Origin of the sequence: Mobilisporobacter senegalensis (assembly GCF_003752155.1) — a bacterium.
In the GTDB taxonomy this organism is placed as follows: domain Bacteria; phylum Bacillota; class Clostridia; order Lachnospirales; family Lachnospiraceae; genus Mobilisporobacter; species Mobilisporobacter senegalensis.
The window spans coordinates 1-25649 of sequence record NZ_RJVG01000012.1 but is presented as its reverse complement, the minus strand read 5'-3'; the positions used below and the strand labels follow the sequence as shown (position 1 = coordinate 25649).

The 25649-nt window shown below is 34.5% G+C and carries 21 protein-coding genes; 18 read left to right on the top strand and 3 right to left on the bottom strand.

Going from position 1 to position 25649, the window contains the following annotated elements; all coding sequences use genetic code 11:
• The first annotated feature begins 193 nt into the window (after window positions 1-193).
• Window positions 194-1852 (top strand): alpha/beta hydrolase, encoded by a 1659-nt coding sequence (locus tag EDD66_RS15580; RefSeq protein WP_123610509.1) that lies wholly within the window; start codon window positions 194-196, stop codon window positions 1850-1852.
• 110 nt (window positions 1853-1962) lie between these two features.
• Here the strand turns inward: EDD66_RS15580 and EDD66_RS18530 are convergent, their stop codons facing one another.
• Entirely contained in the window at window positions 1963-2133 is a 171-nt protein-coding gene (locus EDD66_RS18530; RefSeq protein ID WP_170164389.1) for a hypothetical protein, read from the bottom strand.
• Window positions 2134-2335: 202 nt separating this feature from the next.
• On the opposite strand from EDD66_RS18530, the gene EDD66_RS15575 reads away from it, so the two are divergent.
• The 11 genes from EDD66_RS15575 to EDD66_RS15520 all read left to right on the top strand — a co-directional run bounded on the left by EDD66_RS15575 (window position 2336) and on the right by EDD66_RS15520 (window position 17430).
• Window positions 2336-3220 (top strand): SDR family oxidoreductase, encoded by an 885-nt coding sequence (locus tag EDD66_RS15575; protein ID WP_123610508.1) that lies wholly within the window; start codon window positions 2336-2338, stop codon window positions 3218-3220.
• Window positions 3221-3318: 98 nt separating this feature from the next.
• Window positions 3319-5199, top strand: coding sequence for a glycoside hydrolase family 3 protein (locus EDD66_RS15570; protein WP_123610507.1), 1881 nt, complete (start codon window positions 3319-3321; stop codon window positions 5197-5199).
• 251 nt (window positions 5200-5450) lie between these two features.
• The gene (locus EDD66_RS15565) at window positions 5451-6053 is read left to right on the top strand and encodes a TetR/AcrR family transcriptional regulator (RefSeq protein WP_123610506.1); all 603 of its coding nucleotides are present in this window, start codon (window positions 5451-5453) and stop codon (window positions 6051-6053) included.
• A 4-nt stretch (window positions 6054-6057) separates the two neighbouring features.
• Entirely contained in the window at window positions 6058-6660 is a 603-nt protein-coding gene (locus EDD66_RS15560) for a GNAT family N-acetyltransferase (RefSeq protein WP_123610505.1), read from the top strand.
• A gap of 71 nt (window positions 6661-6731) precedes the next feature.
• The gene (locus EDD66_RS15555) at window positions 6732-7088 is read left to right on the top strand and encodes a LysM peptidoglycan-binding domain-containing protein (protein WP_123610504.1); all 357 of its coding nucleotides are present in this window, start codon (window positions 6732-6734) and stop codon (window positions 7086-7088) included.
• 714 nt (window positions 7089-7802) lie between these two features.
• Window positions 7803-8621: a hypothetical protein gene (locus EDD66_RS15550; RefSeq protein WP_123610503.1), complete on the top strand. Its 819-nt coding sequence runs from the start codon at window positions 7803-7805 to the stop codon at window positions 8619-8621.
• Between the two features lie 134 nt (window positions 8622-8755).
• Window positions 8756-9280, top strand: a complete 525-nt coding sequence (locus EDD66_RS15545; protein ID WP_123610502.1) for a hypothetical protein — start codon at window positions 8756-8758, stop codon at window positions 9278-9280.
• A gap of 390 nt (window positions 9281-9670) precedes the next feature.
• Window positions 9671-10312: a transposase gene (locus tag EDD66_RS15540; protein ID WP_170164388.1), complete on the top strand. Its 642-nt coding sequence runs from the start codon at window positions 9671-9673 to the stop codon at window positions 10310-10312.
• 343 nt (window positions 10313-10655) lie between these two features.
• Window positions 10656-12335, top strand: coding sequence for an RICIN domain-containing protein (locus tag EDD66_RS15530; protein WP_279232886.1), 1680 nt, complete (start codon window positions 10656-10658; stop codon window positions 12333-12335).
• A gap of 16 nt (window positions 12336-12351) precedes the next feature.
• Complete coding sequence (locus EDD66_RS15525; RefSeq protein WP_123610500.1) at window positions 12352-14142, top strand: beta-1,3-glucanase family protein; 1791 nt, start codon at window positions 12352-12354, stop codon at window positions 14140-14142.
• A 258-nt stretch (window positions 14143-14400) separates the two neighbouring features.
• Window positions 14401-17430, top strand: coding sequence for a family 16 glycosylhydrolase (locus EDD66_RS15520; protein ID WP_207667806.1), 3030 nt, complete (start codon window positions 14401-14403; stop codon window positions 17428-17430).
• A 117-nt stretch (window positions 17431-17547) separates the two neighbouring features.
• Here the strand turns inward: EDD66_RS15520 and EDD66_RS15515 are convergent, their stop codons facing one another.
• Window positions 17548-18204, bottom strand: coding sequence for a class D sortase (locus tag EDD66_RS15515; RefSeq protein ID WP_207667805.1), 657 nt, complete (start codon window positions 18202-18204; stop codon window positions 17548-17550).
• The gene (locus tag EDD66_RS15510; protein ID WP_123610499.1) at window positions 18185-19612 is read right to left on the bottom strand and encodes a processed acidic surface protein; all 1428 of its coding nucleotides are present in this window, start codon (window positions 19610-19612) and stop codon (window positions 18185-18187) included. The genes EDD66_RS15515 and EDD66_RS15510 overlap by 20 nt, the downstream gene beginning before the upstream one ends.
• Before the next feature lie 225 nt (window positions 19613-19837).
• On the opposite strand from EDD66_RS15510, the gene EDD66_RS15505 reads away from it, so the two are divergent.
• The 6 genes from EDD66_RS15505 (at window position 19838) to abc-f (ending at window position 25353) form a co-directional block, all read left to right on the top strand.
• Entirely contained in the window at window positions 19838-20140 is a 303-nt protein-coding gene (locus EDD66_RS15505; RefSeq protein WP_123610498.1) for a hypothetical protein, read from the top strand.
• Window positions 20141-20230: 90 nt separating this feature from the next.
• A complete protein-coding gene (locus tag EDD66_RS15500; protein ID WP_123610497.1) occupies window positions 20231-21283 on the top strand; it encodes a metal ABC transporter substrate-binding protein in 1053 nt (350 codons plus the stop codon).
• Window position 21284: 1 nt separating this feature from the next.
• The gene (locus EDD66_RS15495; protein WP_123610496.1) at window positions 21285-21995 is read left to right on the top strand and encodes a metal ABC transporter ATP-binding protein; all 711 of its coding nucleotides are present in this window, start codon (window positions 21285-21287) and stop codon (window positions 21993-21995) included.
• Window positions 21988-22815: a metal ABC transporter permease gene (locus EDD66_RS15490; protein WP_123610495.1), complete on the top strand. Its 828-nt coding sequence runs from the start codon at window positions 21988-21990 to the stop codon at window positions 22813-22815. The genes EDD66_RS15495 and EDD66_RS15490 overlap by 8 nt, the downstream gene beginning before the upstream one ends.
• Window positions 22812-23360 carry a TIGR03943 family putative permease subunit gene (locus EDD66_RS15485; RefSeq protein WP_123610494.1) on the top strand — a complete coding sequence of 183 codons (549 nt, stop codon included), beginning with the start codon at window positions 22812-22814 and terminating at the stop codon, window positions 23358-23360. Before EDD66_RS15490 ends, EDD66_RS15485 begins: the two co-directional genes overlap by 4 nt.
• A gap of 370 nt (window positions 23361-23730) precedes the next feature.
• A complete protein-coding gene (gene abc-f / locus EDD66_RS15480) occupies window positions 23731-25353 on the top strand; it encodes a ribosomal protection-like ABC-F family protein (protein WP_123610493.1) in 1623 nt (540 codons plus the stop codon).
• Window positions 25354-25649: the final 296 nt, after the last annotated feature.

Genomic DNA, 25649 nt, shown 5'->3' with positions numbered 1-25649 from the left:
TATCAATATTTCCCTAAATAGTATTGGCATTAAAAATAAAATTTATTGCAGAATATTTCAATTAGAATTTGAAATTAATACAGTGAAAAGTTATAAATCAACCTGAACTTTGACATTCCACTAAGAAACAATCCTATATTTTCATATCCAAACGTATAAATATAATAGATGAAATCAGGAATGGGATGAATATATGACAAGGATGAATCAGAATGTAAATTTAAAAAATTACTTTTTTAAAATCATGTTACTCTTTAATGGGCTAGCTTTCCTATCAGGCATTCTGTATCAATGTCTGGATACAGATTCTTTCTTATGGAATATTTATGGTTTTATTATGCTGCCGGTATTTGGGTTAAATGCTTATATGGCTTACGTTGATTTTAAATATAACTGGCTTAGTTATATTTATTTAGCAGCAGAACCTGTCATAATGATTCTCCTTATTACTATTAATTTGGTAGTATCTAGTGATCCAATGAATCAGACTTCCCCAAATATTGTTACAAAGATAATGATACATTCTCTTTTTATTATGGGTATGTTAATTGCAGGCAGTAATATATTTGTAAAACAAAGGGATAAGGAAGATTGTTGTTTCAACATAGAAGGATGCTCAGATAAGCATAAAATGAAAAAGAATGTTATACTCCTGATACTTACTATGATACAGATTACAGGATTATGGATTTCTTATAAGATTTTAAAACCACACAAAGGAATTTCCCTTATATCTGTAGCACATTTATCTTTATTTTATGCGTATATCTATTTAAGTACAGGTTTCTTAATTAGAAAAATTTTAAAGTCAGTGAAATATAAAATCCTGAATATATTTGTATTACTATCAACGATAGTAATCGTATTTAGCTGCTTTATCCCGTTTATAACAATTCCGCTCCTCATACATAATGGTGATAAGAACTATTCAGTGTCTTTTGGAGAGTATTATAAACTGAACCCGATTTTTAAAAACAGTGGATTTAGACAGTCCAGATTTTATTTACCAGAATATTTTTATGGAACGAAATCGAAAGGTTATAAAGTCATGGAGAACATTCTCTTTTATGAGGGAAAGGAAGAGGATGCAGGATTAAAACTCTATTTTGATGTATATTCTCCAGAGACGGGTGGGGAAAATCTTCCTGGCAAAAACTCGGTCCTTATAAGAATTCATGGGGGCGGCTGGGCATTTGGAGACAAAGGTATATTAAATTCAGCACAGATGAATAAATATTTCGCGAATCAGGGCTATATCGTTTTTGACATTCAATATGGGTTCAGTAAGTTTAATCCGCTATATAACCCTTTTATAATGAAGGATGTCCGTTATGGAGATTATACCATTGATGATATGGTTCGTCATATCGGGAAATTTACTACATATCTTGCCGAGCATAGGAAAGAGTATGATGCTAATATAAATTCTGTATTTATATCAGGAGGTTCTGCTGGGGGAAATCTTTCTTTGGCAGCAGGTCTTGGAATTGCAAGTGAAAAATATACAAATATTTTAGACTCCAGGATTAAGATAAAAGGGCTAATTCCTTTTTATCCTGCAAATGAGATACCAGTAGTACTTGGTATAGGAAATAGGAATGAATTTATAAATCCAGGCCTGCTTGCTGATAAAAAATCACCCCCATGTTTAATTTTTCAGGGGACTCACGATGGAATTGTGGATTATACCATTAGTGAAAGATTTAGGGATAGTTATCTTGGAGAGGAGAATGAGAAATGTGCAATCATATATATGCCATTTGGAGAACATGGATGTGATGCATATTTTTCAGGATATTATAATCAGGTATTCTTATATTATATGGAACGGTTCATGTACCAGTATCGATAGGGCATTGAGGAAAAGAAACTATATATTCTATTTATGTATTTCATGGGATGTTACATAAATTTAAATATATAGTTTCTTATATTTTATATAATACATAGAGACATATAGTGCTAAATGACCGGATAATTCCATTCGCATCTTGGATTTGTATAGTATGGTGGTCTTGGACCGATTTTAGGCATTTTAAAAGGCTTCCTGTTAAAAGCGTACAATACATTCACCTTTTCTTTTGATTGATTTTCCAATAATAATTCCACTTCATTACAGGAACTGGTTTTCATAATAGATCTCCTTAAAATAGTACTTTACTTTTTAGTGTATTCATAATTTTATAGTTCGTGCTTATATATAGGGAGGTCCATATATGTTTAAATAGGCACTTTCAATCCTTTTATTACATAATATATTCTGTTGATATTTATAGGAGGGATTATTATAAAGAATTGTAAATATTCAGAGCATGGCAAATATGAAACATATCCAATGCATCCTAATTATGGAACAATAACCCGTTATGAAGACGTACCTGTCACTGTGCCCGAACAAAGGCAATGCAGACAACCTGGACTGGAGAAATTGATGGTTCCAATGCCAATCATCGAAAATCCTGACTATACAGGGAGTGGAAAACTAGCAGGAAAAGCAGCACTTATCACAGGAGGAGACAGCGGTATGGGTGCCGCAGTAGCTATTGCTTTTGCAAAAGAAGGAGCAGACGTTGCCATTGCATATCTGGATGAACATGAAGATGCAATTCGAACGGCGAAAAGAATTGAAGAACTTGGTCAGAATTGTTTATTGCTGCCAGGAGATTTAAGAGAGAAACAACAGTGTATTGATATTGTAGAAGAAACGGTAAAAACATTTGGAAGGCTTGATATTTTATGTAATCATGTAGGAATACAATTTCAACAGCTTAGCTTATTAGATATTACAGATGAACAGTTTGATGATACTTTTAAGGTGAATATCTATTCCCATTTCTATACCACCAGGGCAGCTCTGCCATATCTTAAGGAAGGCAGCTCAATCATTAATACCACATCTGTTGTCGCTTACTATGGGAATGAACAACTAATTGATTATACAGCAACAAAGGCAGCCAATGTGGGATTTACAAGAGCATTGGCAAATAATCTGGTGAGCAGGGGAATCCGTGTAAATGCAGTTGCACCGGGGCGATTCTGGACTCCTCTGATTCCAGCCAGTTTCTCAGCAGATGTAGTAACCCAGGCTGATAATCCTATGCAGCGTCAAGGCCAGCCCTTTGAGATAGCTCCTGCATTTGTTTTTTTGGCATCTGATGATTCAAGGTTTGTTACTGGTCAGACAATTCATGTAAATGGAGGACAGGTCACAGGCTCATAATAAAAATATGACACCATCCTAAAAAAGCAGTACTTAGCAATCACCAGTAATTTTTGTAATACTAAATTATAATAAAATAAATAACAAGGGGTGGTTTCATGTTCAAAAAGAAAATTATTATTATTTCATTGGTTATTACAATGATAGTTTCATTGATTGGCTGTAACAATAATATTAATAGAGAAGCTGGAAAAGAAACTCAGGAGACAAGTACGGTTACAGATGATAAAGGATATATGGATAAAAGCCTGTCCACGAAAAAAAGAGTTGAACTTTTAATTAGTGAGATGAGCCTGGAAGAGAAAGTGGGACAGATGATGCAAGGCAGCAGAGATGTAGTTTCTGGCGATGATCTGAAGGATTTAGGCCTTGGGTCTGTATTAAGTGGCGGTGGTTCTTATCCTGGCAATAATACAATGAAAGATTGGAATGATATGTTTATTGACTATCAGGATTCAGCCATGAGTTCCAAACATAAAATTCCTATCCTGTATGGTGTAGATGCCGTTCACGGATTAGCACTAATTCCCGGAGCAGTTGTATATCCACATAATATTGGATTAGGAGCGGCTAATGATCCTGAATTAACATACCAGATGGGGGCTGCTGTAGCAGAAGAGATGAAACTGGTTAATATTTTGTGGAATTTCTCTCCCTGCGTAGCAGTAAATACTGATCCAAGATGGGGGAGGACTTATGAATGTTTCTCATCTGATCCGGCAATAGTAACTTCTCTTTCTGATGCATATTTAAAAGGACAGTCAGACCAGGGAGTTGCAGCAACGGCTAAGCACTATATTGCAGATGGTGGAACAAAATTCGGAACTGGTGAAGGCAATTTCCTTATAGACCGTGGAGATGTAGTAATAACAGAAGAAGTATTAAGAACGATTCATTTAAAACCATATGAACAATTGATTCAATCTGGTGTTAAAATTATTATGGCATCCTTTAGTTCTTATAATGGCCTAAAAATGCATGAAAATAAATATTTATTAACCGATGTACTAAAAAATGAACTGGGCTTTCAAGGTTTTGTGGTATCTGATTGGGAAGCCATCAATGGCTTAAGCGGCAGCAGTTTTGAAGAAAAAATGATAAAAGCAGTAAATGCCGGTGTCGATATGTTTATGGAACCTTTTAATTATAAAGAGGGGATAAATGCTATTATAAATGGAGTAAATAACAAAGAGATAGGAACAGAAAGAATTGATGATGCAGTAAGCCGGATCTTAACTGTAAAATTTGATATGGGACTCTTTGAAGATCCGTATATGGAGCAATCAACACATCAGATAGAAGATCTGGGGAATGAGGAATATAGAAATCTGGCAAGACAATTAGTAGAAAAATCTCTTGTCCTGTTAAAAAATGAGAATAAGATATTGCCATTAAAAAGAAACCAAAAAATATTTGTGACCGGACCTGCCATTGACGATATGGGGCTTCAATGCGGAGGCTGGGGATTAACCTGGCAAGGGAATATGGATAATGGAGGTAAAAAAGTTACAGAAGGGGCTACCATATTAGAAGGTCTTAGGAAATATGCAGAAAAATATAATCTGGAGATCATTACTGAAAAAGACAGGGCAAAGGAAGCGGATATCGTAATATTAGCAGTTGGAGAAGTACCATATGCTGAATTTGAGGGAGATACAGATGATTTATCCATTACAGGTGCCAAAGGCCATCCAGATAATTTAGAAGCAATAGAATATGCAAAAGCATTAAACAAGCCGGTGCTAACATTAATAGTCGCTGGAAGAAATGTAATAATAAATGAATATATGGAAGACTGGGATGGTATTGTAATGTGCTATTTACCTGGTTCAGAAGGAGAAGGAGTGGCTTCTGTTCTGACTGGAGAAAGTTCCTTTACCGGGAAATTGCCAATGCCGTATTACAAAAATACCACTGATATTGGAAAAGAAGATCCAGATCTATTATATGCTCCGGGGTATGGCTTAAGTTATGAATAAACGTTAAACAGATCATTTAAGAAAAAATTTATCTTATAAAGAAACTATATATTTCAGAAGGAATTTCTCTGAAATATATAGTTTCTTTAGTTTTGATCTGTAATTAAGAAAAGTTATTCCACTCCATGAACTATTTCACAGAATCTTTGTTGTATCTTCAAATGGGGAATTATTTTAATTAAATATTGACAGAATGATATCATTGTTTTATGATGAATATAAATTCATTCAATAAAAAAGGAGGTGTAATATTGCCAAGGACAAAAGAGCAATATGAAATAATGAGAACTGCAACAAGGGAAAAGATACAAGCAGCAGCCATTAAATTATTCAGCCGAAAGGGATTTGCTGCTACCAGTGTACAAGATATTGCAGAGGAGGCAGGTATTAGTACAGGACTTATGTATCGCCACTATAAATCTAAAGATGATTTATTTGTTGCACTTGTAAATGAAGCGGCGGAGGGTTTAAATAAAATAACACGGGCTTTTCAAAGCAAAGAATCTCCCATTGATTTAATATTGGGGCTTACCGGGGAGGTTCTGGATGATTTGACCAGAAATGATGAATTTGCAGAATATACAATATTAATGAATCAGAGCATTGTATTAGAAAAATCAAATCCTTTAGTTTCTAATTTAGTGAAACAAAGTGGATTAATGATGAATCAGACAGCTCATCTTATAGAGGAAGGTCAGAAACTTGGCCAATTTAAAGAAGGAGATCCGTATATGATGGCTCTTTATTACTATGCAGCGATACAAGGCCTGGCAGAGATGAAATTAACACTAGGGAGTGGTTTTGTTACCCCCACCGCCAAAATAGCAACCGCATTTTTAATTAAGGAGGAATAAACCTATGATCGAAGTAAGATCAGCCAAGGAACTGGGAAAAACGGCAGGACAGAAGATAAGTGAAATATTTGTAGATAGCTTTTATGAACATTTATCCTATTTTTCAAAGGATAAAGAGAAATTGGCGAAAGCATTAGAGCATATGTTTGTACTCGACTTATTCTATGTGGCAATAATAGATGGTGAAATAGCCGGAATGACTGCATGTACTAATGGAAAAGATTATTCTGTAAAACAGGATAAAAAAGAATTGATCAAACATTTAGGATTTATAAGAGGTACGATCGCAAACAGAGCATTTAAAAGCGAATTTCAAAAACCCGCTATGTATATTGGAGAAAAGACAGCGTCTGTTGAATTTGTTGCAACTGCTTCTAAATATAGAGGGAGAGGGGCAGCAACGGCTATTATGAATTATCTGTTCCAGCTGCCAGAGTATGACGAATATGTTTTAGAAGCTGCGGATACTAATTATAAGGCAGTAAAACTTTATGAGAAATTAGGTTACAGAGAATTCGAAAGAATAAAGCAAAAGTTCAGTAAATATGTGGGTATTAATTACCGTGTTTATATGAAGTATACAAAGCCTTTAAAATCCACGATGTAATGAAAATAATGTAACTATAAATCCATGGCTGCATAATATTATAATATAACTTCCATAAAGATGGTGCTTTTATGTATGTATATACAGACCAGTATACGGTAGAACCCGGTGATACACTTAGCAGCATTGCAAGACAATTTGATCTGCCCTCTTACCGGCAATTATTATATATCAATCGTGATATTCTGAATTCCAATGCCCTCTATCCGGGACAGAGAATAAATATTCCTAAGATGATACCCATGACCACATATATAGTAGAGCCCGGTGATACTCTGGGGAATATTGTGTATCATTATAACAGGGATTTAATGGATATATATGGACATGAGATTACATTTGATGAAGTTATGGCATATAATCCTGAAATCACCAATCCCAATAATATATACCCTGATATGGTTATTTATTTACCTGAAATATTATAATATTAAGAAAAAGGGAGCATTGCTCCCTTCATCCATTAAAGTGGATTTTCTAATTATTATTGATGGTGCCGGCGCTTTTGTTTATTGCCGTGTATTTATATTTATCTTTTTCACATCTGCTATATCTTAATTATCTTGTTATCTCACCATTCTTTATATCATATTCTAAGACTGCCGTTTGGCTTATTCTTGTTTTTTCGAAAACAGTTTTTTCTTATAGCCCCATCAAGTACATGAAGGGATGTAATACCATTTGCGATTCTCTAAAAAAGGTGAAAGGAAAATCAGAAAAAAGATAATATGCAAACATAAATTTTTTTACTCTTTATATTTGCTTCATTCAAATGCAAGCGATCCTGGGATTGGTGGATTTGGTACAAATTATAAAAACCTTATAAAAGTTAGTAATATGTTACATTTTTATGCTTAAGGGGAATGAATGGTTAAGAGACATTAGCGCCAATGCTCTGTAGTTTTATTAAATAGGAATTGTTGTTCTGGAAAGAGAATTAAGTTGAAATACAACTGGTTCTAGTAAGAGTTTATTTGATGCAATCGGTCATACTATAGGATTAAAACAATAAATAGTGGAGGTGATGGTATAAAAGAACTTTATTATAGCTAAATTATAGATTTTAAATCGATAAATAGAGAGGCACACCAATTTTTCATAATTCTTTGTGCCTTGAACAAAACGAAAGGATTGATTGAAATATGAAAACGTTATTTAATGCAAAAAAATTATTATTAGGAATGCTTGTTCCATTTATACTCCTAACAGATCCGTTATCAACTTTCGCATACGAGAAAAATATTTCGTATTCACCTGAAAAAGAAATAAGCATAAAAAATAAAATTACTAAGGATAATGTAAAAGTGTACTATGATTATGTTAATGACTTTTATTTTACTCAACCTTTTAGAGTTGAAAAAGGGGTTAAGAGAGAAATCAGTTATGAAGAATATATGTCTAGGGTATTAGAAGCTAAGACTTTTAAAGAAACACAAGCTCAACGTACTAATGAAATTTTAAATAGTAATAGTAAATTAATAAATGATAATGGAATCATACAACCAATGATGCTTACATATAGTTATCAATATGGTAAAGCTGGAGAAAAAATTGTACTTAATACTGATAAAGCAACACGTGTGTCACCAACAGTTACAGCAAGAGATATTGATACAAACATTTCTGTAAGTATTAGTACATCAGTATCTGAAACTTTTAAAGGAGATTTCGGAGTAACCGCTGAAATTAAAAAGTTGATAAAAGCAACATTAACACTAGGGTATTCAAAAACTACTGTAAATTCTCAAACATTTAGCAGTAGTGGAACAATACCAAAAGGGTATTCAGGCTATTATCAATTTACTCCTAGAATGCTTTATACATGGGGTACAGTAACTCAGATAGAATATACTAATTATGTAGAATGCCATAGATATTATTCTTCATATACAGCATATTTGCCGAGAGAGGTTGGAGGATATGCTGATGGAGATTATGTTATAAAATTAACTAAGTTGTAAAATGAGTAGTATATTTGTCATTTAATAATAAGAATTTTACTTGGAATTTTCCAAGTAAAATTCTTATTATGTATTATACACATTGAGAGCTATCTGAGATATAATAGAGTAAATATAATTATAGGAGTTAATAAATGAATAAATATAATATGAAACCTAAAAAGATTGTAATAATGCTTATATTTTTAATACTTATCTCAATTACATTTTATTTGGTAATTAATAAAAATAATGAGACTTTATATCAAACTTATGAAAATGCTGTGAACTACGGTAAAAAGGAATTCAATGGAGATGTGACAGTTTTAAAAGAAAGCAGAATTGATGATGATATTGATAATACCAATTTAATCTTTTATAAAGTAGAAGAGAGCACAACAATTTATATTTCTAAAATAGTTAAATATAAGAATAAATTCAAATATTATAGATTATCACCTACATTCAACTTAACGAATCAGGATATTAATTCCTCATATGAAATCCCGGTAACCATAAATAATAATCAATATTATGTTTTAATAGGAAAAGTTGCCAGTACTAATAAGGCTTATAATAATGTAGGAGAACTTAAGCTGCTTTCAGATAGAATTTTTGTAAATATTAATTTAAATGAAGAAAATCAGGTGAGATTTGAGGAAATGGTATTGAAAGATTAGTCCTAAACCAGAGCAGCAATTATAAAATTTGTTACAGTTCAGTCCCAATGTCATTTAGTTAAATTCAATGGTTAGATTCCTAAATGGGGTCTAACCAAATTTTTTTGCTTATTTTCCAAAAACAGTTGACATCTACTTGGATTTATGCGGCCGCTTTCGTAACTGATTATTTTAAGAAATTACGAAAGCGGCCCTTGTAATTAGAAATATATTTGATTCTAATTCAAGGAGGTACACATATGACATTTCCTGAAAAAGTTAAATCTTATCTTTTGGCAGATGTAGCAGATATGGCACTCTGCCCCGCCACTTTTTCAAAAAAATCCCTCTTCTGATTTCACAAGGAACAGAAGTCTTCCATTTGATAAATTAATGCAATTCTGTATTTCAATGGAAAGCAACACGATCAACCAAGAACTCCTCAAAGAGTTCGACTTTAGTTGTAATACACCATCTGCCTCTGCATTCTGTCAACAGCGCGGCAAACTTAAAATGGATGCTTTTACTCATCTTTTGAGAACATTTAATTCTCATTTTCCTTTAAAAATATATAAAGAAAAATATACATTGATTGCGTGTGACGGCTCTGAATTTAATATTCCCAGAAACCCGGCTGATACCAGTACTTTTAATCCGCCAAACAAAACCGCTCTACAGGGCTTTAACATGATGCATACTGTTTCTTTCTATGATGTCCTCGGTAAACGTTATCTTGATGTTGTTGTCCAGCCTGGTCGTGAAAAAGATGAATTCCGGGCGCTGTGTGAACTTACCGATCGATATTCTTATGGTGGGTCTCCCATCATTCTTGCTGACAGAGGCTTTGCTTCTTACAATGTATTTGCACATGCATCCAATTTCGCACAAGCCATGAAAATCTGCATCACTTTTCTTAGGTGGAGTGCGAATGCCTCACCATTAAATATAGAAGGCCTGATAGGTAAATATATACTACCTGTCAGGCCTGACAGAAACTATGCCCGCCAGCATAGAATCCAACATCCAGCAAGCTTCGCCTACAGATTTCAGTAATTCTGACGATGCTGCTCATTAGATAGTATACTCTTTTTTTAGACGGATGCAAATCCGTCTTAAAATCATGCTCTGAAATACCACTTTTAAGTTGGTATATGTCATTTCATCTGTTATTAATATAATATTTAAACTTCATTTCTAATACTACTATCAAAAGAATTGCAATATCAAGGATTAACTAAATGACATTATGGTTGAACTGTAACAAAAATTTTGTAAGATGTTACACTTTCGTGTCTAAGTGGAATGTACTAATAAGAGAAGTTGGCGCCGGCTCTCTGGGAACATGTACTAGATAAAATATGGACATGCTGTTTAATTAAAGAAAGGATGGGGTTTTATGTTTAAAACAAAAAAGAAATTTGTATTGATGTTTAGTGTTTTATTATTAGCTTCACTATTTGCTCCATTGTTACATAATGTAAAGGCAGCTGATATATCGACGAGTAAATTCGGGGGAAAAGCAGAAACAAATCTGACTATACTTGCCAGTAACTATCCTGCATGGGATAGTAGTAAAGTTTACTGGGGCGGAGATATGGTATCCTATAATGGGAAGGATTATAAGGCAAAATGGTGGACTCAGGGAGAGACTCCAGGTGTTGCTGATGTTTGGGAATTGGTAGCAACCAATCCAAATCCAACGACACCTGTTGCAGATGGAGTCTATCGGATCACAAATAAATCCAGTGGAAAAGTATTGGATGTGATAGATAAATCCACTGCCAGCGGTGCTAAGATTCACCAATGGACAAATTATAATACTACCAATCAACAATTTAAAGTTGAAAAACAATCGGATGGCTATTATAAATTAACTGCAGTGCATAGCGGATTAGTCCTCGATGTGCCAAATAGTTCAACCAGTAATAGTGTCCAGTTACAGCAATGGACCAATAATAATACAAATGCCCAAAGATGGCAGATCACAGATGTGGGCGGCGGATATTACAAGGTCATATCAAAAGTAAGTGGTCTGGCAATGGATGTACGGAGTTCCTCAAAAGACGACGGAGCTGTAGTACAACAATATACAGACAATGGAACAGATGCACAGAAATGGTCATTTACTCTGGCAGATTCCACTGATCCAACAGATCCACCTATCACCGGATTTAAGGTTGTGGGATATTATCCAAGCTGGGAACCAGGAAAGATCAATACGATTCAATACAATAATCTGACTCATATTAATTATGCATTTGCAATTCCAACAAGTGATGGTTCACTTCTGCCTTTGGAAAATCCAGACGAAGCCAGACAAATTATTCAAAAAGCTCATGAGAATGGTGTAAAAGTATTACTGGCAGTAGGTGGCTGGTCTTATAATGGAACTCCACTTGAATCCACATTTATGTCAGCAACCAATACTCATGATAAGGTTGTAAGATTTGGAAATGCGATTGTTTCAATGGCAAAACAATATGGATTTGATGGTGTTGATATGGATTGGGAACACCCTCGTAATGATGGCAGCAGCAAACAGCAGTATGAAGATTTGATGGTATACCTTAGTGGTGAATTACATAGAAATAATATGCTTTTAACAGCTGCAGTATTAAGTGGTGTTACACCTGAAGGTGTTGTATATTGGGATGCCGCCGCTCATACAGATAAAGTTATCAGTGTTGTAGACTGGTTCAATGTTATGGCATATGATGGCGGTGATGGTGAAAGACATTCTTCCTATGATTTCGCAATTAACTGTGCTAAATATTGGAGAGATACAAGACATATGCCTCGTGAAAAAGTAGTTTTAGGTGTGCCATTCTACGGCAGACCATCATGGGCTTCTTATGCGGCTATATTACAAGCAAATCCTAATGCCTATAATACTGATGTTTCCATGATAAACGGAATGCAGGCACACTATAATGGAATTCCTACAATTAAAGCAAAAACCCAATGGGCATGTGATAATATCGGTGGCGTCATGGCTTGGGAATTAAGTCAGGATACTACTGATCTAAGTAAGAGCTTACTTAATGCAATTGGTAGTACAGTAAGGGCAAATAAATAATTTAGGGGGGTTATTTATGACAAAGAAAACGCTAAAACGTATTATGGTTTTCTTCTTAATGTCGACATTAGTATTTTCATTCAATGCTTCCAGTATCATGGCAGCGGACTATACACAAGGGGTAACTCTATCTGGAAATAATGCCACTATATGGTTTAAATCATCCGTAAATACATCGTGGGTTGATGTACATTATAAGGTAAATGGTGGTGATCAGCAAAATTTAAGGATGACATATAATTCTGGTGCATCCAGGTATGAACAGGTAATTGACTCAGCAGCAGGAGCAACTCTCCAATACTCCTTTACATATAATAATGGCACTCCAGCTTATGACACACCTACATTTACCTTTTCAGGCCAGTCAAATGGAAGTATCAGTAATGGAGTTTACAGAATTACCAGCAAGGTCAGCGGTAAAGTATTGGATGTGGTAGATAATTCCACAGCAAGTGGTGCTAAAATCCATCAATGGACAAATTATAATGCTACCAATCAACAATTTAGAGTTGAGAAACAATCGGACGGTTATTATAAGATAACAGCAATGCATAGCGGTTTAGTCCTTGATGTGCCAAATAGTTCAACGAGTAATAGTGTTCAATTACAACAATGGACAAGCAATAATACAAATGCCCAGAGATGGCAGATCATAGATATAGGAGGAGGCTATTACAAAGTCATTTCTAAAGTAAGTGGTCTGGCAATGGATGTACGTAGTTCTTCCACTGAAGACGGAGCAGTAGTACAGCAATATACTGACAATGGAACGGATGCCCAGAAATGGTCATTTACTCTTGTGTCAGATACAAATAATCCTTCTTCCGGTTCTATTTATTCCATAAATCCTTCCACTATTCCAAATCCAACAAATGGCGGTGTCAGTGTAAAGGTTATGAACGGTACAAATGGGGCATATTCGGATAGTCAGCTTTATTGGGGAGTAATTGGTAAGAATCCAACAACGGATGCATGGTGTTATTTAGACTTGTCAGGTAATCTGATTCCGATTTCAAATGCATTAAATGATGCTCCTGGTCATTTGACTAAAAATGGGGTCAATTATGCAAATATTTATCATAAAGTAAGTGAAACTTCATGGGTGAACTTACCTAAGATAAAATCAGGAAGAATGTTCTTAAGTGTTGGAACACCATGTTATATTAAAACTTACGATAATGGATTTGCCGGACCGGATATTAATAACCCAACCGATCCGAATCGGAACATTTATTTTGATTTTGTAGAATTCACTGTAGATAAGGATGGTTATCACGGTAACACTACAAGAGTCGATCAATTTGGTTTCCCAGTACAACATCGTCTGGTGAATCAAGCCGGCAATTATGACCGTACTGTAGGTGAACTTGAAAGTGAGACACGTTCCGGTTTATTTACAAAATACCAGAATGAAGTACCAAATGAATTCAAATCTTTAGGCACACTTCAAGCTCCTTATAGAATTGTGTGTCCAATCAGTGGGCCATTCAATACGGGCGGAGCACACCAGAATTATTTTAGCGGCTATTCAAGTATTTCTACCAGGGATATCTTATTAGGAATCGGTGGTGCAAGTAACGCAGAAGTATGTGCAGCACTTAACAGACATGTATATACAGAGCCGGCTAATTGGAATAATGTGAGCAGATATTATCAGGCAGCGCCAGCGAATTATTATGCGAAGTTCTGGCATGATCATAGTATTGACAGATTAGCTTATGGTTTCTGCTATGACGATGTTAACGGACAGGCATCCTATCTGGAGGTTGGAGATCCTAAAGGTCTAATCATCAGAATAGGTTGGTAAATCAAAGTTCTTTTAGAAATTATATTCAAATAATCGAAAAAGTCCGCCGATTATCGGCGGACTTTTTATTACTATAAAAATTCTATCCTATGTGTAAAATAATGAGACTAAATTAAAAACCTCATCCTTTTAGGAGGACACTACAGTAAGTATAATGGAAATTATTAGTAATGGAAAAATGGAGAATATGGAATATCCTTCAACTTCCAGGCTAATAAGAGAGGATATAACTATTAATAAAAAGGAGGAAATGAAACATTGAAAGCAACGGAGAAGGGTTTAAAAAGAAGAATTCTAAGTTTAGTTCTGGTAATGGTAATGGTTTTAGGCAGTGTATCTTTCTTAGCACCGAATGGTATTAAGAAAGTGAAAGCAGCGGAGGCAACAATAACTTCAATGGCATATTTTTCACCAGCAGACGGACCAATTATATCAAAGTCAGGTGTAAGTGAGGCAAGTTATGGATTTGTAATGCCGATTTTTAATGGAGGTGGAGCATCCTGGCAGGAGGTTGCCAATGACTTAACAGTGAATGTTAAGGTAAATGGAACCTGGGTAAATATTGATAACACAGATTTTGTTTATAATGTGAACTGGGGAAATTGGAGTGATAGCGGGTTTAATGGCTACTGGTTTAAGGTTTCTGAAACAACTTATATTCGGTTAGCATCAAAGTCAAGTGGTGTTACACTTGATTACACACTGGAATTCACGAATATTCCAACTACTACAATTACTTCTATGACGCCAACACAAGGGCCGGTGTTAACTGCAGGTGTTACCGGAAGTATTGGTTTTACTTATCCTGTATTTAATGGAAATCCTTCCATTCCATATAATGCAGTTGCCAACGATTTAAAAGTTTATGTGAAAGAGATAGGAAGCAGTGAGTGGATCGATATTGATAATAATGCACCAAGTGGATGGATTTATGACCGGAACTTTGGTCAATTTACAGATGGTGGAGGCGGCTATTGGTTCGTAGTGGACAAGTCTATCAATGTGAAGCTGGAATCTGTATCTTCAAAGGTCTCGCTTATCTATACCATAAATTATTCTGAACCGGTAAGAAATTCATATATAATTTCTGCTTATGATGGAACCAGTTATACTGCAGGTGAAGCAGGTGAAATTGGTATTCCATTACCTAAAATCGATGGAGGAGCACCAACGAAATCGGAGTTAGATAATTTTGTATATCAGATTAAAGTAAATGGTGAGTGGGTAGAGCTTAGTGATTATAGCAAGAGTAGTTTCAGCTATTCTGGAAACGGATACAATAAGATGTCTGCAGCTAATCAATGGGGATATTGGGTAGATTATATCTATGGTCTGTGGTTCCAGCCAATTCAGGTAGATATGGAAATCCGAATTGGATATCCAATGAATGGAATAAAAGGAGGCAATATCAATAGTAATTATGTCTATTATACTTTTACAGGTAACCCTGATGCAGTACGTCCGGATGTGTCAGATCTTGGTAATATAGAGCTTGGAACATCAGAAGATTCTTATATTCCGGGAAATGAGCTTATATGGAACGATGAATTCAGTGGGACTGCTTTAAACATGAATCATTGGTCTTACAATACAGGATACTATATCAATGATGATCCAGGTACATGGGGCTGGGGCAATAATGAAATGGAACATTATACAGATAATGAAAGAAATGTTTTTGTAAGAGACGGAAATTTAAATATTGTTGCATATGAAGAACCAAAATCATTCCCACAGGATCCTAACAGATATGCACAGTATTCCTCAGGTAAGATTACCACCAAGGATAAGTTTACATTTAAATATGGAAGAATCGATTTCCGTGCAAAATTGCCAACTGGAAATGGTATGTGGCCAGCGCTCTGGATGCTGCCAAATGATGATACTTATGGAACTTGGGCTGCCTCCGGTGAATTAGATGTTATGGAAGCAAGAGGACGTTTGCCAGGTTCTACAAGTGGGACCATTCATTTTGGAGGACAGTGGCCGGCAAATACATATATGGGCGCAGATTATTTATTCCCAGAAGGTCAGACATTTGCTTCTGATTATCATGTTTATAGTGTGGTATGGGAAGAGGAAAGTATTAAATGGTATGTAGATGGTAAATGTTTTTCTAAGATTACCAGTGATCAATGGTACTCAACAGGAGCACCTAACGATGAAAATGCTCCATTTGACCAGGAATTCTATATTATAATGAATTTAGCAGTCGGCGGTTGGTTTGATGGTGGAATCACACCGAATCCAAGCGATCTTCCGGGTAAAATGCAGGTTGATTATGTCCGGGTATATAAACCAACGGGAAATGAAGAACCTGGTAATGTTCCAGTTACCGGTATGACTCTTGATAAACAGACAGTAACTTTAACTTCTATAGGACAAACAACATTAATTAATAAGTCCATTACTCCAGGTAATGCAACGAATAAAAATGTAACATGGGAATCAAGTAATCCTGGAGTTGCTACCGTAAGCGCAGGTCAGGTTACTGCTGTTTCTAATGGAACCACTACCATTAAGGCAACTACTCAGGATGGTGGATATTCAGCCACATGTGTAGTAACAGTGAATGCAAATCAATCTGACACGGTTATAATTGGTAATGATATAAGGGGATTAAAGAAGACAGGTGATAAGATAGAATTTTATGTTAATGGTGCAACATTTGCGGATATTCATTATAAGATTAATAATGGTCCACAACAAAATGTGGCTATGACCTCAATCGGTAACTCAAATTATAGATATACAGTAAATAATCTAAATTATGAGGACACCATAGAATATTTCTTCACTTATAATCCGGGAAATGGCGCCTTAGATACAGAAACTTTTACCTACATTCATGGGGTGACCCAAGGTACAGAGGAAGAAACGCCTGGAGGCAATGATACTTATGTAGAAGTAGCTGCAGGAAAAACAGTTACATCCTCAGGCGTAGAAAATGATACATTAGCTGCCGGGAATCTTAACGATAAAAATATGGGAACCAGATGGGCATCCAATTTTAGTGATGATGCATGGTTTATAATAGACCTGGGAGATTCCTATGACATTAATCGTATGGTACTTAACTGGGAAGCAGCTTATGGAAAACAGTATGAAATTTTCGTATCAGGAGATGGAAGGAACTATTCCAGTGTTAAAAGGCAAACGAACGGAACAGGTGGAATTGAAACAATAAATTTCAACGCAGAGAATGTCAGATTTGTGAAATTCCAAGGAATTGAAAGAGCACTGCCATATGGATATTCATTATATGAAGTAGAAGTATATGGTAAATAAAAAGTATTATTTAAATGATATTTTATTATAAAACTTATAGGGGTATTGCAGATAAAGTTTTCTTAGTCCACTAAGATAAACCATATTGCAATAACCCTATATTGATATTAATATTAATTAATAAATTTCTTTTGAATTTAGATAAGCCACCAGTACATATCTTTGGGGGGCAGAACCAATATAGTGAAAGGGATAGCAGGTGCTGACAGTTAGCGTTGCATTTGGTTTTGGAACAATAACTGTTCTGTCATCTTCATCTACAATTCTGACTTTCCTGACTTTATATTTGAACTCACCTGCAGAAGTTCTGACAATTAATAAGTCCCCTTCACCAACATCGCCCAGTTTTCGAAATACAGTATCTCTATGGCCGGAAAGTACAGAATTATCATTTTCTCCGGGAAGAACACTATCAATATAATGCCCGACACCTTTTTCTAATTCTTCTTCATTAGTTCCTTCATAAATGGGAAGGGTCGCTTTTATTTTGGGGATGTAAAGCTCACCAAATTCTTCCCCTATTTCAGGTGATTCTGGATATAATTCCTGTTCCAAAGATTCATCTGACAGTGGGGCTTGTTCATTAGCAGCATTTTGGTTTTCCTGGGCTGTTTCTTCATTTGCAGATACAGTTTTACCCGCATGAAAACCAATGAAAAGTTTATTTAAATTAGCGCCACTAAACCATACTCCCCAAGTAATTAATATAACACTAAATAAAATTAACACCACATGATTTATTTGGTTATTTCTATTATTTTTGTATGATTTCACTTTCAATATTCCTTACCTTTTTGAACAATAAGATTCCAATAAATGCAATAAATAGTCCGAATAAAGAATTTGGTATATAATTAGAAGCAGTTTTTGGTAATTTCGCCCCATTTACAGTAGTTTTTGATTTGTTTTTAACGGATTTCTCCGGTTTATGCTGGTTCACGGTGTCTATTATTTCTTCTTCAATACCATTGATTTTGTCCATAATCGAATCAAACATATCATTTGTAATTATAAAATCCGCTAATAGTTTTGAATCAGAACCATAGATTGCAACTTTTAATTTTTCATTATCTGCTAAAGATTCCAACTTTAGTAGCTGCTCAAAAGATATAGGTTTATCAACACCATTCTTTTCAATGGTATATACAATATTAATTTTTAGTATGGATAAGAATTCATTATAGAGGGATGTAATTTCACTTACTAATTCATCTGTTAATCCATCAGAAATAGCAGTGTCTCCTAAATTCATCAATCGTTCCCCTAAATCCATCAGCCGTTCACTTAAATCCATCAGTCGTTGTTCCACTTCCGGACTTGACAGATAATCTTCCATAGAAGTAAAATAATCAATTATTTGTTGCATTTCTTTATCTGTAATACCTAACTCCTCAAGAATAATTGGAAGAAGTTCTGCGATCATATCTTCGTCGATTCCAGGAAATTCACCGTAATAAGAATCCAGTATTTTAGTTTCTAAGTCTTCAATGAATATGTAGTCATTAATATCTTCTCCAGATTCATCAAGCAATTGAAAGATGGATTCTTTATCAAGATCATATTCTTTATAAAAATAGTTTAAGTTACTTAAATCTGCTTTGATTACTTCACCTAAAAAATCACTTAGATCTTCTACAGTTTCATATTCATCAATAGTTGATTCGTATTTTGCAAGTGAATCATAAATATCTTCTTTTGTTACTTGAAAACCTCTTATAGAACTTACGAGAGATATATAGTCAGCAAATTTTTGGTCAAAATCTGGCTCCCGTTCAAATTCTTTATTTGATTGATAAAAGTACAAAGCAGAATCAAGATTATTTAAAAAGATATAATCCTTTAATTCTTCTCCATTTTTATCTAATAATGCTGTCAGTTCGTCCACATTCATATCAAATCTCTCATAAATATCAGATAAATTACTTAAATCCGATTTTATGACTTCACCTAAATCCTCTTTAAGTTCTTGGACATTGTCATAGTCGTTAATGTGTGCGCTAAAATAAGAGAGAGATTCTTCAATATCCCCTTTTGTTACTTCGAATCCTCTTGTCATACTTATTTCATTTAAATATTCAGTTAAGTCCTGCTCAAAGGTAGTGGCTTCTAAAGCCTTTGCCTGCTGTGGAAATAAACTAAATATCAATGAAACTATAAGTAAAATTGCTCCCAGTTTTTTCATATTAGTCTCCTTTAATCTATTATATAACGTGAAAATTATATAATAATTAAATAGTAATAACCATCTGAGGATTGCTTCCAAATTAAGTGGATTTGTGGAAATGGAAGAAAAATTTTGGAATTTTATAAAAATATTAAATTATGATTATATTTGACATAAAATAGTGTATTTGATAAACTGGAAATAGTTTTCAAATCATAAAAAGTCTCAAAGGGGGAGGAGACAATGGGCCAAAAAGCAAATAGAAATAGAATAGCATCTGCTATCGTATTATGTCTTGTTGTCATTTCGTTTCTTTCCTCATTTTATATAGCAAAAGAAATCAATCATAAATGTATTGGTGAGGATTGTTCTGTCTGTACTCATATTCATGAAGCAGAGAACAGCATTAAGTTATTGGGAAATCTAAAAATAGAATTAGTAAATATTTTAAATATTACTTTTGCTCTTTGTCTTTTTCTTAATACAGGGAATAGTAATAATTTATTATTGACACCTATCACAAGTAAGGTAAGAATGAATCATTGAAAATTCTGGCAAGGGAATACTATGCTCTTTCAGGTAATAGTGTTACCTTGTCTTTTTGCGCCTAAAATTAAAGATAAATGGAGGTTTTCAATGATAAAACGTGTATTAAACTTTATTCTTATTCTTATAGTTGTTGTTACTATGTCAGCCGGCTGTGATTCTGATAGAACACGAAGCAGCAGCACTAATAAACCAGGCAATTCCTTAAATGAGGACGACAATAAAATAAAGGTTACAACGACCATTTTTCCTCAATATGACTTTGTACGGGAGATTGCCGGCGATAAGGTAGAATTATCTATGCTATTAAAACCGGGAGCGGAGAGCCATTCCTATGAGCCAACACCTCAAGATATTATTGAAATTCAGAAGAGTGATGTGTTTATATATGTAGGCGGAGAATCAGATGAATGGGTGAATGAGATATTGGAATCAATGGATACAAGTGATATGAAGATTATTTCGCTCATGGATTGTGTAGAGACAGTAGAGGAAGAAATCGTTGAAGGAATGGAAGAAGAACATGAAGAAGAGCATGAAGAGGAGACTGGAGAAGAACATCAAGAGGATTCGAAAAAAGAGGATGAAGAGGATCATCATGAGACAGAAGAAATAGAATATGATGAACATGTGTGGACTTCGCCTCAAAATGCAATCAGGCTTGTAGAAGATATTACAAACAGCCTTTGCGAAATTGATAAAACAAATAAAGAAATATATAAACAAAATTCCAAGAGATATATTGATAAACTATCAGATCTGGATCAAGATTTTCAAAAGGTAGTATCTTCTGGAAAGAGAAAGACTATTGTATTTGGTGACCGATTCCCATTAAGATATTTTGCAGATGCTTATGGACTTAAATATTATGCTGCTTTTCCAGGCTGTTCTACTGAAACAGAAGCAAGTGCAGCAACAGTGGCATTTTTAATTGATAAAGTGAAAGAAGAACAGATCCCGGTTGTTTTTCATATTGAACTTTCCAATGAGAAAATGGCAGATACGATCTGTGAAGCGACTGGCGCTAAAAAAGGAGTATTTCAATCATATCATAATATTTCTAAAGATGACTTTGAAAAAGGAGTAACTTTACTGGATATGATGGAAGAGAATGTAGAAAGTTTAAAGGAGGCTCTCAACTAATATGAAATTAATTACTTGTGAGGATGTTTCCTTCGCTTATGAAAATAATACAGTGATCCGTGACCTGAATTTTGCAGTCAATAGCGGAGATTATTTATGTGTTATTGGAGAAAACGGTTCAGGGAAAAGTACATTAATCAAAGGCTTATTAAAGCTTAAAGCACCATGCAAAGGAAACATTATTATGGATATATCTTTAAAATCTACAGAGATTGGATATCTGCCACAGCAGGCAGATATCCAAAAAGATTTCCCTGCCAGTGTTTATGAAGTGGTTCTGTCTGGTTGCTTAAATCAATGTGGTATCAGGCCTTTTTATAAAAATAGGGAGAGAGCAATTGCCAATGAAAATATAAATCGGATGGGACTTAAAAATATTAAGAATCATTGCTTTCGGGATTTATCAGGTGGTCAGCAGCAGAGAGTGCTCTTAGCAAGGGCTCTGTGTGCCACGAAAAAACTTCTGCTATTAGATGAGCCGGTAGCAGGGCTGGACCCTGTGGCTGCAAAAGATTTATATCAATTGATCAATGACCTTAATAAAGACGAAAAAATTACTATTATTATGGTTTCCCATGATATTCACAGTGCTGTTGAATTTGCAAGCCATATACTTTATATCAAAGAGGAGCATTTATTTTATGGAACAACAAAGGAGTATCTTAATAGTGATATCGGTGATGATTTTTTAAGGAGGATGGATTATGTTTAATATATTAAAAGAGATGTTCTCCTACCCATTTTTAGTCAGGGCAGTAGTTGTAGGCTTATTAGTATCTGTCTGTGCTTCATTATTAGGAATCAGCTTAGTTCTTAAGCGTTATTCTATGATAGGGGACGGCCTCTCCCATGTAGGATTTGGAGCATTAACAGTTGCCACTGCCATGAATGCTGCACCATTGACAGTTGCCATACCGGTTGTTGTTCTGGCTGCATTTTTATTATTAAATATCAGCAAAAACAGTAAAATCAAAGGAGATGCAGCAATTGCCCTTATATCAACAAGTGCTCTTGCAATTGGAGTCATTACAGTATCCGTGACTACTGGAATGACAACGGATGTTTGTAACTATATGTTTGGTAGTATCCTTGCTATGAGTAAAAGTGATGTGAAATTAAGTATAGTATTATCAATCATAGTGTTTTTTCTCTTTCTCATTTTTTATAACAAAATATTTGCAGTTACATTTGACGAAACATTTGCGAAGGCTACAGGTATTAAAGTCCATCTGTATAATATGTTAATTGCCTTTCTTACTGCAATTACAATCGTTTTAGGAATGCGTCTGATGGGAGCTCTGTTAATATCAAGTCTCATTATCTTTCCTGCATTAACTTCAATGCGGGTTTGTAAAAAATTTAAGACGGTTATTATTAGTTCTGCAATAATATCAATTATTTGTTATTTTTGCGGAGTTGTAATGTCTTATGTATATGCAACACCAACAGGAGCAAGTGTAGTAGTGGTGAACATCATTATGTTCATGATTTTTTCTATAGTCGGACTATTAAGAAAGAGAGGGAATCTATGATTAAAAAGGGAATCCTAAGTATAATCTTTATTACGCTTCTTTTCACTGGAATAACCGGATGTACTAAGAGGAATGAAGATAAGAATATTGATAAGACTACGGATAACAAGTCTCAAGATGTTACAGTATTAAAGAGAAAGACAGAACAGACAACAGATAGCGATGATGGTGAGGGCGTTGACAATAATGAGATAATTGAAATTACGGAAAAGATGTTTCTGACCCAGATAAATGACATTTATTATAATTTTCCGGATTATGAGGGAAGAAAAATTAAGGTTGAGGGAATGTATGATTCTGTTGAATCTTATTTGGATGGAAGTACCTTGCACATGGTATATCGGAATGGTCCGGGGTGTTGTGGCAATGATGGATGGGGCGGATTTTATTTAAATTATGAGGGAGAATATCCTGCTAAAAATGACTGGATCCAGGTAATTGGAACTGCCCAATTAGTGGAAATGGATGGGTATCCCTTATTGTATCTTAATGTCAGTGAATTGACTGTTATGGAGGAACGAGGAGCAGAATATGTGGAACAATAACTCTTGAAATCCAACATAATATATGGTATAAATCTTAATAGGAGAGAGAATCGTGAAGTTTTTCAATACCCTGATCATAGATTTTAGAAGGAGGTGATAAAGATGTGTTTCAATAAAAAGTGTACGGTGGATATTATTAATTATGTTATAAAACATTTATGGATTTTCTGTGCAATTTTTTCCGGACAATGGATTCAAGGGGATAAGTGCGCCCATTTTTACAAATTGAATCAGTGTTTATCAGGAAGAGACATATCTTTATCACGAATCATATAATTATAAAAGCCATATGAGTAAATGTGAGTAGGACAGTGGATTATCTCTGCTGTCTTGTTTTTTGTCTTTTTTCCTGAAAGAAAGGAAAATGGATATGAATATTATTAGTTTACAAAATATAAAACAATCATTTGCAGCAAGCAGTATATTTAATGGAGTATCATTAGAAATAAATGAAAATGAGCGGGTAGGTATCATTGGGGGAAATGGTACCGGGAAAACTACATTGCTCAAAATAATAGCAGGTATTTTAAAACCGGAGGAAGGATTTGTTTCCTGGAAGAAAGACACTACTATAGGATTCCTACAACAGATCCCGGAATTTGAAGATGACTTAAGTATTTATGAAATTATGAATACTTCTTTTGATGATTTGATTGAAATCAATAAATGTATGAAGGAATTGGAATTTAAATTACAAAATGATTATTCTGAGGAAATATTAAAAAGATATGGAAATTGCCAAGAAGAATATATTAAAAAAGGTGGATATGAAATCGAATCAAAGATAAAAAGAGTAGTAAATGGGTTAGGAATCGTGTCTCTCCAGGAGAAGAGATGGGGGCAGCTCAGTGGTGGAGAACGAACAAAAGTAGGTCTGGGATTGATTTTACTAAAAGAACCAAACTTACTATTGTTAGATGAACCTACAAACCACCTGGATTTGACTGCCATTGACTGGCTGGCTCAATTTCTTAAAACCTATAAAGGAACGATTCTCTTAGTTTCTCATGACCGTTATTTTCTTGATGAGATCACTACTAAAATTGTAGAAGTAGAGAAGGAAGAACTGACCACATACCATACCAATTATTCCGGATATTTAATAGAAAGAGATGAGAGAATACTCAGGGAATTTCAGCAGTATCAAGATCAGCAGAAAAAGATCAAAAAAATGAAAGAAGCGATTAAACGTTTGAAAGATTGGGCAAATCGTTCAAATCCTCCCAGTGAATCGTTACATCGAAGAGCAAAAAATATGGAGAAAGCATTGAACAGGATTGAAGTGATACAAAAACCATCAGTCCAAAAAAATATGAAACTGGATTTAGCCGTTGAAAACCGGGGAGGAGATGATGTTTTCTACTTAGAAAATATATCAAAAAGTTATGAAGGTTTTGAGTTGTTCACAGACGTCAATTTGAGTGTTAAATATGGAGAGAGGATTGCAATTGTGGGTGACAACGGATGTGGGAAAACTACGTTAATAAAGATTATAACAAAGCAACTCAACCCATCTTCTGGGAATATAAAGCACGGTAGCAGCCTATCCATTGGGTATCTGTCTCAATATGCCGATGAAATGTGCCATGAGTATACAGTCCTTCAAGAATTCAGGGATAAAATAACATTAACAGAGACAGAGTGCAGAAAAATCCTTGCAAAATTTCTATTCTATGGAGATTCTGTTTATAAAAAAGTATCTTCTTTAAGTGGTGGTGAGAGAATGAGATTACGCTGGGCTGAGATAGTCAATGAACGTAATAATGTCTTAATTTTGGATGAACCTACAAATCATCTTGATATTGCATCTAAAGAAGCATTAGAGGATGCTCTGAGTCAATATAAAGGCACCATCATAGCAATATCCCATGACAGATATTTTCTGGATAAATTCTTCAATACAATTTATTGGATGGAAGATAAGAATATAAAACGATATCATGGTAATTTTAGTTTTGCCAAAGAGAAAAGAGCTGCAGCTTTGGAAATTTAAATAAACTTGTCGTCTTAATTATTAGAAAAAAGGCTAAATTCCACGAAGTTTAATTTAGCCTTTTTTCTCTTGACTGGTAAAATTATCTATGTTAAAATATGAATGAATTAAAAAATATTCATTCATATACAGAGGATGTGATAAAAATCACACCTGAATTAAGTTCATTTTACAAGGATAGCTTAAAAAGTTATCTGATTTACAGGAGACCAACTATGAATAGTCAATAGAAAAATTAAAGTTTTTTCAAGAATCTTTGAACTAAAAAAGTGTATAGTAAACAAAGCATCAAAAGG